This is a genomic window from Cupriavidus sp. F041 (assembly GCF_057814235.1).
Window position 1 is genome coordinate 274,705 of record NZ_JBVASY010000002.1, and the last position, 13,147, is coordinate 287,851.

The 13,147-nt window shown below is 66.3% G+C and carries 13 protein-coding genes; 5 read left to right on the forward strand and 8 right to left on the reverse strand.

The annotated features are described in order from the left end of the window. Window positions 1–13 precede the first annotated feature (13 nt). The 3 genes from ACZY0R_RS18295 to ACZY0R_RS18305 form a co-directional block, all read right to left on the reverse strand. Window positions 14–352 carry an AzlD domain-containing protein gene (locus tag ACZY0R_RS18295; RefSeq protein ID WP_488860148.1) on the reverse strand — a complete coding sequence of 113 codons (339 nt, stop codon included), beginning with the start codon at window positions 350–352 and terminating at the stop codon, window positions 14–16. Then, window positions 349–1,023 carry an AzlC family ABC transporter permease gene (locus ACZY0R_RS18300; protein ID WP_488866020.1) on the reverse strand — a complete coding sequence of 225 codons (675 nt, stop codon included), beginning with the start codon at window positions 1,021–1,023 and terminating at the stop codon, window positions 349–351. The genes ACZY0R_RS18295 and ACZY0R_RS18300 overlap by 4 nt, the downstream gene beginning before the upstream one ends. A gap of 105 nt (window positions 1,024–1,128) precedes the next feature. Beyond that, window positions 1,129–2,163 (reverse strand): aminoglycoside phosphotransferase family protein, encoded by a 1,035-nt coding sequence (locus ACZY0R_RS18305; protein ID WP_488860150.1) that lies wholly within the window; start codon window positions 2,161–2,163, stop codon window positions 1,129–1,131. Window positions 2,164–2,319: 156 nt separating this feature from the next. Here ACZY0R_RS18305 and ACZY0R_RS18310 point away from each other — a divergent pair, with 156 nt between their 5' ends. The 5 genes from ACZY0R_RS18310 (at window position 2,320) to trpS (ending at window position 9,320) form a co-directional block, all read left to right on the forward strand. Beyond that, window positions 2,320–4,728, forward strand: a complete 2,409-nt coding sequence (locus ACZY0R_RS18310) for an LPS-assembly protein LptD (RefSeq protein WP_488860152.1) — start codon at window positions 2,320–2,322, stop codon at window positions 4,726–4,728. 9 nt (window positions 4,729–4,737) lie between these two features. Then, complete coding sequence (locus tag ACZY0R_RS18315; protein ID WP_488866022.1) at window positions 4,738–6,228, forward strand: peptidylprolyl isomerase; 1,491 nt, start codon at window positions 4,738–4,740, stop codon at window positions 6,226–6,228. Between the two features lie 27 nt (window positions 6,229–6,255). Next, on the forward strand, window positions 6,256–7,305 hold the full coding sequence (gene pdxA / locus ACZY0R_RS18320) for a 4-hydroxythreonine-4-phosphate dehydrogenase PdxA (protein WP_045237868.1): 1,050 nt from the start codon (window positions 6,256–6,258) through the stop codon (window positions 7,303–7,305). Window positions 7,306–7,325: 20 nt separating this feature from the next. Then, window positions 7,326–8,144, forward strand: a complete 819-nt coding sequence (gene rsmA / locus ACZY0R_RS18325) for a 16S rRNA (adenine(1518)-N(6)/adenine(1519)-N(6))-dimethyltransferase RsmA (protein ID WP_488860154.1) — start codon at window positions 7,326–7,328, stop codon at window positions 8,142–8,144. A 153-nt stretch (window positions 8,145–8,297) separates the two neighbouring features. After that, window positions 8,298–9,320 carry a tryptophan--tRNA ligase gene (gene trpS / locus ACZY0R_RS18330; protein ID WP_045237870.1) on the forward strand — a complete coding sequence of 341 codons (1,023 nt, stop codon included), beginning with the start codon at window positions 8,298–8,300 and terminating at the stop codon, window positions 9,318–9,320. A gap of 85 nt (window positions 9,321–9,405) precedes the next feature. Here trpS and ACZY0R_RS18335 read toward each other — a convergent pair whose 3' ends face one another. From ACZY0R_RS18335 to gmhB, 5 genes are all read right to left on the reverse strand, one after another. After that, a complete protein-coding gene (locus tag ACZY0R_RS18335; protein WP_488866024.1) occupies window positions 9,406–10,275 on the reverse strand; it encodes a DMT family transporter in 870 nt (289 codons plus the stop codon). 40 nt (window positions 10,276–10,315) lie between these two features. Continuing rightward, window positions 10,316–10,723: a lactoylglutathione lyase gene (gene gloA, locus ACZY0R_RS18340; protein ID WP_477120154.1), complete on the reverse strand. Its 408-nt coding sequence runs from the start codon at window positions 10,721–10,723 to the stop codon at window positions 10,316–10,318. A 183-nt stretch (window positions 10,724–10,906) separates the two neighbouring features. Then, entirely contained in the window at window positions 10,907–11,788 is an 882-nt protein-coding gene (locus ACZY0R_RS18345; protein ID WP_488860157.1) for a M48 family metallopeptidase, read from the reverse strand. Further along, window positions 11,785–12,537 (reverse strand): lysophospholipid acyltransferase family protein, encoded by a 753-nt coding sequence (locus ACZY0R_RS18350; protein ID WP_045237874.1) that lies wholly within the window; start codon window positions 12,535–12,537, stop codon window positions 11,785–11,787. Before ACZY0R_RS18350 ends, ACZY0R_RS18345 begins: the two co-directional genes overlap by 4 nt. A 17-nt stretch (window positions 12,538–12,554) precedes the next feature. Further along, window positions 12,555–13,133 (reverse strand): D-glycero-beta-D-manno-heptose 1,7-bisphosphate 7-phosphatase, encoded by a 579-nt coding sequence (gmhB, locus tag ACZY0R_RS18355; protein WP_488860159.1) that lies wholly within the window; start codon window positions 13,131–13,133, stop codon window positions 12,555–12,557. Between the last annotated feature and the right edge of the window lie 14 nt (window positions 13,134–13,147).

Below are 13,147 nucleotides of genomic sequence, written 5' to 3' on the forward strand. Positions count from 1 at the left end.
CGGTCTCCGGCGCTTATTTCAGCGCGTGGTTCAGCAGGTACGTCATCGCGGTCAGGGTGGCCATGCCGCCGGCGATGGTCCAGCCGATGCTGCGTGTTCTCGCTGCAATGACGGTGGCCACCAGGCCGGCCACCAGGCGCGCATTGCCGGGGCCGATATCGACCTGGCCGCCGCGCATCAGCAGGTCGGGCGCAATCAGCGCGGACAGCATGGCGGCCGGCACGAACTGCAGCGCGGTGCGGAACCACGGCGGCAGCCGCACGCGGCCTTCCACGGCGATGAACGACAGACGGATCAGGAAAGTGGCGAGGCCGGCACCGAGGAACACCAGCAACAAGGTCATCTGGCTCACGCTGCGGGCTCCGTGGAGGCCGGCTTGGGCTGCCCGCGGTCCTTGCCCAGCAGCAGCATGCCGGCGGCAATGCCGCCGAGTGCCGCCACCATCAGGCCAAGTTTGTGCGGCATGCCGAAACAGGCCACGGCCAGCGCCGTCGCCACCAGCGCCGCGGCGGCGTGGGAGCGGTGCTTGATGCCCGGCACGATGATGGCGATGAAGGTGAGCGGCAGGAAGAAATCGAGCGGCCAGTCGCGCGGGACCTGGGCGCCGACCAGCACGCCCGCCAGCGTCGAGACCTGCCAGCTGGCCCACAGCGCGAAGCCCGCGCCAAAGAAGAACCAGTGGCGGTAGCGCTTGTGCGCGTCGTCGTCGGACAGGCGCCGCGTCATGGCGGCGAAAGCCTCGTCGGTCAGCAGGTAGGCGATCAGCGCCTTCCAGCGGCCCGGCAGGTGCGCCAGCGCGGGAGCCAGTGTGGCCGAGTACAGCGCATGGCGCAGGTTGACCATGGCCACGGTCACGGCGATCAGCACGGCCGGCGTGCCCGCCGCCCACAACTGCGTCAGAATCATCTGCGAGGCGCCGCCGAATACGATCGCGCTCATGGCGCAGGCCAGCCATGCGGGCATGCCGGCGTTGACTGCCAGCACGCCATAAATCAGGCCGAACGGCGCCACGCCGAGCAGCATGGGCGCCAGCGCGCGCACGCCCGCCCACCATTCGCCCCGGCGGGTGAGGGTAGGCGGAGGTTCGCTACCGGGCGTGATGGGCGTCACATGCGTCACTGCGGGATATCAGAACGTATAGCCGACCGGGCGCTCGACGTCGTCGAGCGCGTCGAACAGGCGTACCAGCTTGCGCAGTTCGATGTAGCGGCCGGCCACTTGGCGGGCGTACTTCAGCACCAGCGGCAGGTTGGCCAGGTAGCCGTCCTTGCCGTCGCGGTGGTACAGGCGGGCAAAAATGCCGAGTACCTTGAGGTGGCGCTGCAGGCCCATCCACTCGAAATCCCGGTAGAACTCGCCAAAATCGGCGGCTACCGGCAGCCCGGCCTTGCGCGCGCGCTCCCAGTAGCGGATCAGCCAGTCAAGCTGCTCCTGCTCGTCCCATTCGATGTAGGCATCGCGCCACAGCGAGACCGCGTCGTAGGTGATGGGGCCGATCACCGCGTCCTGGAAATCCAGGATGCCGGGGTTGGCCCCGCCGTCCAGCACCATCAGGTTGCGCGAGTGATAGTCGCGGTGGACATAAACCTGCGGCTGCGCCAGGTTGTTGGCCAGGAGCGTCTGCATCACTTCGGCCAGGCCGGCTTCCTGGTCGGGCGTCAGCGTGACGCCGAGTTGCCGGGCTACATACCACTGCGGGAACAGGTCGAGTTCGCGCTGCAGCAGGGCGCGGTCGTAGGCGGGCAGGGCGCCGGGCCGGGTCGCGAGCTGGATTTTCACCAGCGAAGCGGATGCATCGTCATACAGCTGGCGCGCGCTGCCAGCGTCCAGGCGGGACAGGTAAGTGGTGTTTCCGAGGTCGCTCAGCAGCAGGAATCCTTGCTCGAGATCCTGCGCCAGTACCCTGGGCACGGTCACGCCGGCTGCGCCGAACAATTCCGCCACATGGATGAAGGGCCGGCAGTCCTCCTGCGCGGGAGGCGCATCCATCACGATGACGGTGGGATATTCTGGGTGGCTGGTGGTGGCACGGAAGTAACGCCGGAAGCTGGCATCGGCGGATGCCGGGATGCAGGAATCGGGGTTGACTGGCCAGGATGGACCGAGTCCGGACACCCAGACTTTGAGCTGGTCGAGACGCGGGTCGAGTGGATGAGCTGCCATGCCGGAAAGGGAGAATAGGATGCCCCGTATAATACCCGACCAGACCCGGGCCCCGGGGCGGCTCCCAGGCGGGCCGTCCATGGCCCGACAGCCTGCTCCGGCGGCGGCTGGCGGCTGCTGTGCCGCCGCCGCCGCTCTGACTCATGACCCGCTCGCATGACCGAACAACGACGATCACCGAACCAGAAGGCAAGCAAGACATTGGCGCGACGCCCCGGAAGCGCATTGCGCCCGCTCGTGTTGGCCATGGCCGGCTGGTCGGTAGGCGTTCACGCGCAGGCCGTGAGTTCCGCCATCCCCGACCTGCCGGTGGCCGAGCCCGTCGCCGAACAGGTGCCCGAAACCCCGCCGGTATCCGGCGAGCTGGTGCCGCGCCTGGCCGAACCGGGCAACGCCAAGACCAGGCCCGCCGAGCCGGACGACAATCCGCCCACCTTTGCCTCGGGCGACCGCATGACCGGCTATAACCAGCGCGGCGTGGAGCTCGAAGGCAACGCAGAGCTGCGCCGCGCGGGCGGCGTGGTCAAGGGCGACAAGCTCACTTACGACCAGGACAGCGACGAGGCTTTCGTCCACGGCAACGCCCGTATTTCGCGCGACGGCTCGCTCGCGGTCGGGCCGGAAGCCCGGTTGAAGGTGGAGGCCAACGAAGGCTACATGCTGTCGCCGGACTACTATTTCCAGCAGACCGGCGGCTCGGGCAAGGCTGAGCGCATCGATTTCATCGACAAGAATCTCAGCACGATCAAGCGCGCCACCTATACGACTTGTTCGCCCGACAATGCGGACTGGTATTTCAGTGCCCGCGAGCTCGATATCGACAGCGACCGCCAGGTCGGCACCGCCTACGGCGGCGTGCTGCGCTTCTTCGACGTGCCGATCCTGGGGGCGCCGGTGTTCAGTTTCCCCTTGAACAGCGAGCGCCGCAGCGGCGTGCTTCCGCCGCTGTTCGGATATGGCTCCAAATCCGGCGCGGACCTCACGGTTCCGTACTACTTCAATATCGCGCCCAACCGCGACCTGACAATATTCCCGCGTGTGTTGACTTCCCGCGGGGTGCAGCTGGGCTCCGATTACCGCTATATCGGCGAGGGCTATTCGGGACGCATCCGCGGCGAATTCCTGCCGGACGACCAGAAGACCAAGACCAACCGCTGGGCATACTCGGTCCAGCACTACCAGAACATCGCCAAGGGCCTGAACGCGTACGTCAACCTGAACAAGGTATCGGACGACCAGTACCCCGACGACCTGACCCGCTCGGTAACGCAGGCAACCCTGCGCCAGTACACGCAGGAAGGCGGCGTCAGTTACAACTGGCAGGATCTGACCGTATTGGCGCGGGTGCAGAAGTTCCAGACGCTGGCACCGAGCCAGCCCTCGTACGAACGCGTGCCGCAGCTCAATGCGAAGTACATTCGCTACGACCTGGGCGGTTTCGATGTGCAGGTGGATACCGATTACACGCGCTTTCGCATTCCGCTGAGTACGACCGGCACGCAGCAGCCCCAGGGCGAGCGGGTCTATTTCCAGCCCTCGATCAGCTACCCGATCGTCCGGCCGGGCTGGTTCGTCACGCCCAAGGTGACATTCAGTGCCTCCCAGTACCAGATGGAGCCGTCCAGCAACACGCCCGGTGCGCCGAATACGCTGACCCGGACATTGCCGACCGTGAGCCTGGACTCGGGCATGACCTTCGAGCGCGACGCGCCGAGCGTGAGCCGGCTGTTTGGCGTCAATTACGTGCAGACGCTCGAGCCACGCCTGTTCTATGTTTACACGCCATTCCGCGACCAGAGCCAGTTCCCGCTGTTCGATACGGTACAGTCCGACTTTGGCTACGGCCAGATTTTCAGCGAGAACCCGTTCACCGGCTATGACCGCATCGCCGATAACAACAAAGTGACGGCGGGCGTGACCACGCGCCTGATCGAAGCCAGCAGCGGGATCGAGCGCTTCCGCGGCACGATTGCCCAGCGCTATGACATTACCGGCCAGCGCGTGCAGCTCAACGGCACCGACCCTGCCGGCCAGACGGCTTATTCCGATCTGCTGGCCTCCACCACGATCCAGATGTTCAAGGGTTACTACCTCGATGCCGGGCTGCAGTACAACCCCTCGAGCGATCGGGTGATCTATTCGAATCTCGCTTTCTCGTGGCGGCCCGAGGCGCGCAAGACGCTGAATGTCGGCTATCGCTACCGCCGCCCGACCTCGGTGACGGACAATACCGCCATTGACCAGTTCGAGATTTCGAGCCAGTGGCCGGTGACCCAGCGCACCTATGGCATAGGCCGGGTAGCGTTCGACCTGGACGCGAACCAGCTGGTCGATGCGCTGGCCGGCTTCGAATACGCCGCGGATTGCTGGGTGGGACGTGTCGTCTACCAGCGCTTCCGCAACACCACGCAGGGCTACACCGGACGCATCTTCTTCCAGGTGGAGTTCCGCGGGTTGTCCAAGATCGGCTCCAATCCGCTGGATGTGCTGCGGCTGAACGTGCCGGGTTATGAGCCCGTCGTCGCCAGGCCTGTGATCCCATCCCAGCTCGACCACTATGAATGACGGACCATGATGAAACGTCAAGAATTCACCGCGATCTCCTCCTTGTCGTCCCGCCTGACCGGCTGGCAAAGCCTTTTGCTGACCGCGCTGCTGGCCGCTTTCGCGCTGCCCGCTGCGGCGCAGCTGAAGGCGCCCGGGCAGAAGGCCACCGGCATTTTCATGCCCCAGGCCGGCGGCAGCGCCGCCGCTTCGCCCAGCCAGCCGCGCCTGGGCGTATCGCAGCCTGGCACGAGCGCCCAGCGCTCGCAACTGGTGGACGAAGTGGTGGCGATCGTCAACAGCAGCGTGATTACCCGGCGTGAACTGCTGGACCGCGCCGACGATATCGAATCGCAGTTGCGCCAGGCCAACCGGCCGGTGCCGGCGCGTGCCGACCTGCTGGGCGAGGTGCTGGAGCGCCTGGTGATGGAGCGCGTGCAGACGCAGGCCGCGCAGGAAGCCGGCATCAAGGTGACAGACCAGGAAGTCGACCGCGCCATCGAGTCCGTGGCGCAGCAGAATAAAATGAACGTGACCGACCTGCGCAGCCAGGTCGAGCGCAGCGGGATGACCTGGACCAAGTACCGGGACGAGTTGCGCAAGCAGGTGCAGGTGATCCGCCTGCGCGAGCGCGAGGTGGATTCCAAGATCCAGGTCTACGACGGCGAAATCGACAACTATCTCGCGGCGAATGGCGGACAGGGAACGGCCGCCGCCGGCCCCACCGAATACAACGTGGCCCAGATCCTGGTGCGCGTGCCGGAAGATGCCTCGGAGGCGCAGAAGGCAGCCTTGCGCGCCAAGGCCGAAGGGCTGCTCAAGCAGGCCCAGGGTGGCGCGGATTTCGCCGGGCTGGCGCAGGCATCCGATGCGCCCGAGGCCGCCAAGGGCGGCTCGCTCGGCTTCCGCGAGATCGGCCGGCTGCCGGCGCTGTTCGCCAATGCCGTGCTTGACCTGCAGGTCGGTGGCGTGGCGCCGCAAGTGATCGAGAGCGCCAATGGCTTCCACGTGCTCAAGCTGCTGGCCAAGCGCGCCGCGCCGGCGGCATCGTCGAGCCCGGCCGCCGCCGACAAGATTACCCAGACCCAGGTACGCCATATCCTGATCCGCACCGGCCCCAACATGCCGGAGGCCGAAGCGCGCCGCCAGCTGGTCACGGTGCGGGACCGCATTACCCACGGCGGAGACTTTGGCGAAGCGGCCAAGCGATTCTCCCAGGACGGATCGGCGTCGAACGGCGGCGATCTCGGCTGGGTATCGCCGGGCGAACTGGTGCCGGAGTTCGAGCAGGCCATGAACCGGCTGCGCCCGGGCGAGGTGTCTGAACCCGTGGTCAGCCAGTTTGGTGTCCACCTGATCCTGGTGGTCAATCGGCGCGAGACCGAAGTTTCGCCGGAGAAGCAGCGCGATTTCGCCCGCGCCGAGGTACGCGAGCAGAAGCTGCGCGCGGCCTATGAAGACTGGCAGCGCCAGTTGCGCCAGGCCGCCTACGTGGAATACCGCGTTAACCGCCAGCGCTAAACACGCTAAACAGAAAGCATCGCCGCCATGTCAGAGCCGCTCGCGCTAGCCATCACCACCGGGGAACCCGCCGGCATCGGTCCCGACATCACCGTGGGTGCCTTGCTGCAACTTGCGGGCGAGCATCCGCAAGTGCGCTTTCACGTGCTGGGCGACGCGCGCCTGCTGGCTGCGCGCGCCGCGGCGCTGGGCGTGGCGCAGGCCTGGGCGCGCAGGCTGGCGGACGGCAGCGTGGTGAGCGAAGACATCGCACTGGACGTGCCGTGCGAAGCCGGCCGGCTCGATGCGCGCAACGGGGCCTACGTGCTGGCCTTGCTCGATGCTGCCATCGACGGCTGCACCGGTGGCGCGCACGGCACGCCGCGCTATGCCGGCATGGTGACAGCGCCGGTGCAGAAGAGCACCATCAACGATGGCGGCGTGCCCTTCACCGGCCACACGGAATACCTTGCCGAACGCGCCGGCGTGCCGCGCGTGGTGATGATGCTGGCCGGCCCGCAGCCCGCGCATGCCAACGCGATGCTGCGAGTGGCGCTGGCCACCACCCACCTGCCATTGCGCGCGGTGCCCGATGCGCTGACGGTGGCCATGCTGGTGGAGACGCTGACCATCGTCGACGCCGACCTGCGCCGCCATTTCGGCATTGTCCGCCCGCGCATCCTGGTGACAGGCCTGAACCCCCACGCCGGCGAAAGCGGCCACATGGGCCATGAGGAGATCGACGTGATCATCCCCGCGCTGGCCCACGCCGTCGACGCGGGCATCGACGCACGCGGCCCATACCCCGCCGACACGCTGTTCCAGCCCCGCCACCTCGACGGGGCCGACTGCGTGCTGGCGATGTACCACGACCAGGGCCTGGCGCCGCTCAAGTACGGTACCTTCGGCCACGGCGTGAATATCACGCTGGGCTTGCCTTTTATCCGCACATCGGTCGACCATGGCACTGCGCTCGACCTGGCCGCGAGTGGCCGGGCAGAGCACGGCAGCATGATCGAGGCGATCCGCAGCGCCATCGCCATGGCCGGCCACGCCAACGGCCGGCCGCGCGGCGCGCCGCTGGCGGCAACACGCTGACGCCCGAGCGAGACCTAACTATGCGTTCCAACGTACACCAGGGCCATGTGGCCCGCAAACGATTCGGACAGAACTTCCTGGTCGATGACGGCATCATTCACGGCATCGTCAGTGCCATCGACCCGCAGCATGGCGATATCCTGGTCGAGATCGGCCCCGGTCTCGGCGCGCTGACCCAGCCGCTGCTGGAGCGCCTGCCGCAGATGCAGGTGGTCGAGCTCGACCGCGACCTGGTGGAGCGCCTGCGGCGCCGCTACGGCGATCGCCTGGTGATCCATGCGGGCGATGCGCTGGCCTTCGATTTCGGCAAGCTGTGCGAAGCCGGCAGGCCGCTGCGCATCGTCGGCAACCTGCCGTACAACATCTCCAGCCCGCTGCTGTTCCATCTGGCCGAGTTCGCCGACCAGGTGCGCGACCAGCACTTCATGCTGCAAAAGGAAGTGGTCGAGCGCATGGTGGCCGTGCCCGGCAGCAAGGCCTTCGGGCGGCTGTCGATCATGCTCCAGGTGCGCTATCACATGGAGCATGTGCTCGACGTGCCGCCGGCGTCGTTCAATCCGCCGCCCAAGGTCGACTCCGCCGTGGTGCGCATGATTCCCTGGCCGCGGCAAGCCGACGGCCTGTTGCGCTCGCCTTATCCCGCCTGCAACCTGACGGTGCTGGGCGATGTGGTGGCCGCGGCTTTCTCCCAGCGGCGCAAGGTCCTGCGCAATACGCTGTCGATGCTGCGCGACCAGGTCGATTTCGACGCGCTTGGCTTCGACCTGGCCCGGCGCGCGGAGGAAGTCCCCGTCGCTGAATACGTTGGACTGGCACGGCAACTCGAGGCCACACCCTGATGATGCGTGCGCCCATGCCCCATAGGTGGCGCTGCTGAAGGCAGCGGCACGTCGTCATCCCCCGATCCCGACTCTAGCCGCCGCAGCCCGGTCGGCAGGCCTGTGCCCCCGCTGACCGGTGCCCGCGGCGCTTCTCTTACCGAAGGAAATGCCATGACTAGCGAAACGCAGGCGCCCCAGCGCAAGGTCATCCTCACCGGCGACCGCCCCACCGGCCAGCTTCACCTTGGCCACTACGTTGGCTCGCTCAAGAGCCGCGTGGCGCTGCAGGACACCCACAAGCAATATCTGCTGCTGGCCGACACCCAGGCCATGACCGACAACGCGCACGATCCGGAAAAGGTGCGGCGCAACGTGCTGGAGGTGGCGCTCGACTACCTGGCGGTCGGCATCGACCCGGCCAAGACCACCATCACGGTGCAATCGCACCTGCCGGCGCTGGCCGAACTCACCCTGATGTACCTGAACTTCGTCACGGTGGCCCGGCTGGAGCGCAATCCCACCATCAAGGAAGAGATCCAGGCACGCGGCTTCGGACGCGATATCCCTGCTGGCTTCCTGTGCTACCCGGCCTCGCAAGCGGCCGACATCACCGGCTTCAAGGCCCAGGTGGTGCCGGTGGGCGAGGACCAGGCGCCGCTGATCGAGCAGACCAACGAGATCGTGCGCCGCATCAACCACCAGGTTGGCCGCGAGGTCCTGCCCGAAGCCGCCGCGCTGATCCCGCGCTTCGGCCGCCTGCCCGGCGTCGACGGCAAGGCCAAGATGAGCAAGTCGCAAGGCAATGCGATCCCGCTCGCGGCCACGCCTGAGCAGATCAAGGAAGCGGTCATGCGCATGTACACCGATCCTAACCACCTCAAGGTGTCGGATCCGGGGCAGGTCGAGGGTAATATGGTGTTCACCTACCTCGATGCGTTCGACGAGGCGGTCGATGAAGTGGCCGAACTGAAGGAACACTATCGGCGCGGCGGACTGGGCGATATGGTGCTCAAGCGCCGGCTGGAGGGCGTGCTGCAGGCACTGCTGGCGCCGATCCGCGAGCGCCGCGAGGCACTGGCAAAGGATCCGCAGCACGTGTTCGATATCCTGAAGCACGGCACGGAGCAGGCCCGTGTCGTTACCCAGGCGACGCTGGACGAAGTGCGCGAGGCGCTCGGCATGTTCAGCTTCTAGCCCTGGCGCATCCGAGCGGGAGTAGTAAAAGAGCCGGCACATGCCGGCTCTTTTGCATCTTTTACGGTAAGCCGGGCGCGTTCGCTCAGGCCCGCCGGTTGACCAGCACGATGCCGGCCAGCACCAGCACCGCCGCCACGGCAAACCGCATGCCCACGGTATCGTGCATCAATACCACGCCGAATGCCACGCCGAACAGCGGCGTGAGGAACGAAAACACCGATAACCGCGACGCCAGATATTGGCGCAGCAACCAGAACCACGCCAGGTAGCTGGCAAAGGCAATTAGCACCGACTGGTAGAACAGGCTTGCCAGCACCAGGCCGTCAACGCGCGCGTGCAGGTGCTGGCCGGCGGCAAGCGCCATGGCCAGCAGCATCACCGCCGACACGGCCAGTTGATAGAGCAGCGTCTTGCTGGCCGGCGCCGATGCCAGACGGCTGGCACGTACCACCACCGTGGTGGCTGCCCACAGGAGTCCGGCAAGGATGCCCAGCGCATCGCCCAGCAGCGTGCTGCCGCCATGCGCGGCAGGCGCGGCGATGCCATCGGCAAAAGCCAGCGCCATGCCGCAGAAGGCCAGCCCCACGCCTATCCACTGCCCGCGCCGAAGCCGTTCCCCGGCGACGGTCATGTGCAGGCCGAGCGCGGTGAAGATCGGCGCGGTATAGAGGAACACCGCCATGCGCGAAGCGGTGGTGTGGCCAAGGCCAACGAAGATGCAGAAAAACTCAGCGCCGAACAACAGGCCGGCCAACAATCCCGCGCCCAGCGTGCCGTCGCGCTGCCACAGCGGCGTGCGGCGCCAGGCGGCGAAGCCGAACACCAGCAAAGCCGCCAACGCTGAGCGCACGCCAGCCTGGAGCACCGCGCCCATCAATGGCGCTGTCACTTTGATCACCACTTGCTGCAGCCCCCATGCCAGGCATAGCACGACCATCAGGGTGATGGCCATGCCGTCGAGCGGGCGCCGGGTGAGCGGTTGGGCGCTCACTTCAGGGGCGGCTGGCGTCGCGCGTGGAATTGCGCTCGATCAGTTCGATCTTGTAGCCGTCCGGGTCTTCGACGAAGGCGATCACCGTGGTGCCGCCCTTGACCGGGCCGGCCTCGCGCACGACATTGCCGCCGGCGGCGCGGATGCGCTCGCAGGTGGCCACCGCGTTGTCGGTCTCCAGCGCGATATGGCCATAGGCGGTGCCCATTTCGTACTTGTCGACGCCGTAGTTATAGGTCAGCTCAAGCACGGCCGTTTCGGATTCCGGGCCATAGCCGACGAAGGCGAGGCGGTACTTGTATTCGGTGTTGTCGCTTTCGCGCAGCAGTTGCATGCCGAGGATGCGGGTGTAGAAGTCGATCGAGCGTTGCAGGTCGCCGACGCGGAGCATGGTGTGGAGGAGTCGCATTTTGGGAGAGATATGATTTTTCTTGAATGGGGCGGATATTCTAAACGGGATGCGCAAGGCGGGTATGCCACTAGCGCGGATCGCCATTTTTCCGTTTTAAATCAAGGGCCTGATCCTCGCATTGCAGGGCTGCGCCTGCACCGTGCCGCTCGCCTGGCGGAGTGCCAGGCCAGGACGCTGGCCTCAGAACGTCGGCAGCAATTCCGGCGGATGCGCCCTCAATTGCGCCCGGGCATCCCGGAATTCCGGAAAGATCGATGCCACCGTATCCCAGAACCTGGGGCTATGGTTCATCTCCTTGAGATGCGCCAGCTCATGCGCCGCCACGTAGTCGATCATCGACAGCGGAAAATGCATCAGCCGCCAGTTCATCCGGATCTTGCCGTCGGCGGTGCAACTGCCCCAGCGCGTCGCGGCCGATGTCAGCGAAAACGCGCTGTGCCGCACGCCGAGTTTCTCGGCGTAGATATCGAGCCGCTGCGCCAGCAGCCGCTTGGCCTGGTGCTGAAGCCACCCCTGCACGCGATCCTTGATCTGCTGTTCATCGGCATGCACAGGCAGCGCAAGATGAAGAATGCGGGTGTCGGCGTCGAACACCAGTACGCCGGTGGGCGATTCGAGTTGCAGCGTGATGGGCTTGCCCAGGAAGGGCAGGCTCGCGCCTTCGCGCCATTGCACGGTGGGCAGCACGCGCCGGGCTTCGCGATGCTGCCATTCGCCCAGTTTGTTGAAGATCCAGCGCTGTTTTTCGAAGATGGCGGACTCGATGTCGGCCAGCGTCACCCAACGCGGCGCCGTGATGGACAGGCCGCGGTCGTCCACGGTGAAACCGATGGTACGGCGCGACGAGCGCTTGAGCGTGTAGTGCACGCTGTGTTCGCCCACCAGCAGCCGCCGCGCATTGGGCTGCGGCTGCGGCCACGGTTGCGAGGCTGGCGGGACAGGTTGCGCCGGCGTAAGCCCCGGTGCCATACCCGGTGCCATGTCGGCGCCGGCCAGCGCGTCTGACAGCGGCAGCTCCATCTGGGAGCCGGGGGCATCGGGGGACGGGCGCAGCAATTTCATGCGGGCGTTTTGCTCCGGTAGCTCTCGGCATCGATTCTACGCATATCTCGTTCGATCCACGCCTCGACCTCTTGGTTGACCTGGTCCGCGGTCTTGTTGGCCGAGGAAATCGGCGCGCCGACGGAGACCGTGATCATCCCGGGATATTTCAGGAACGAGTTGCGCGGCCACAGTCGCCCGGAGTTGACGGCCATCGGAATCACCCACGCGCCGGTTTCCACCGCGAGGCGGGCGCCGCCGCTCTTGTAGCGGGTCCTCTCCAGGCCGGACGGCGTGCGCGTGCCTTCCGGGAACATGATGATCCAGGCGCCTTCGGACAGCCGCTCCCGGCCCTGCCGCACGGCCGAGGCGAAGGCGCGCGTGCCTTCCTTGCGGTTGATATGCACCATCTTGAGCATGCCCAGCGCCCAGCCGAAGAAGGGCACCAGCAGCAGTTCGCGCTTGAACACGAAGCACATCGGCTTGGGCAGCGTGGCCAGGTAAGCCACCGTCTCCCACGCCGACTGGTGCTTGGACAGCACCACGACCGGCTTGTCGAGCATGCCGTCGAAATGCTCGCGGCCTTCGTAGCGGTAGCGAATGCCGCATATCACGGCGGCCGCGGCGGTTACCAGGCGCGGCCAGCCGCGCACGAAGCGGTAGCGGCGGTCGGCGTTCATGAAGGGAAAGACGATGAAGCACGCGCAGGCATAGGGCGGCGTCACTATCAGAAGGAACAACGCGAACAGCAGGGAGCGGAGAAAAATCATCGGTGCGGGAATTGGGTTCAGGAACCGGCCTGGCGCGGAGCGCCATCGCCGGTGAGCAGCCAGCGCGCGAAAGCGCGCAGGTCGTCGTGGATCAGCGTGCCGGGCGGCAGGCCGCCCTTTTTCTCGGTCTTGGCGCCTTTGCCGGTCAGCACCAGGTGCGGGGCGCAACCCACCGCCAGCCCCGCCTCGAGATCGCGCAGCGAGTCGCCTACCAGCGGCACGCCCTTGAGCTCTACGCCAAAGCGTTCGGCCAGTTGCTCAAGCATCCCGGCCTTGGGCTTGCGGCAATCGCAGCCGTCCGCCGCCGTATGCGGGCAGAAGAAGACCGCGTCGACGCGTCCGCCGAGATTGGCCAGCGCCTTGTGCATTTTCTCGTGCATGGCGTTGAGCGCGCTCATCTCGAACAGGCCACGGCCGATACCGGACTGGTTGCTGGCGATCACCACGCGATAGCCGGCCTGATTGAGCGCGGCGATCGCTTCCAGGCTGCCATCGATGGGGATCCATTCGTCCGGCGTCTTGATGAACTGGTCGCTGTCGAGGTTGACGACCCCGTCGCGATCGAGCACGACAAGCTTGGGCGGTGTCTGCGGCATGATGGCCTCCCGTT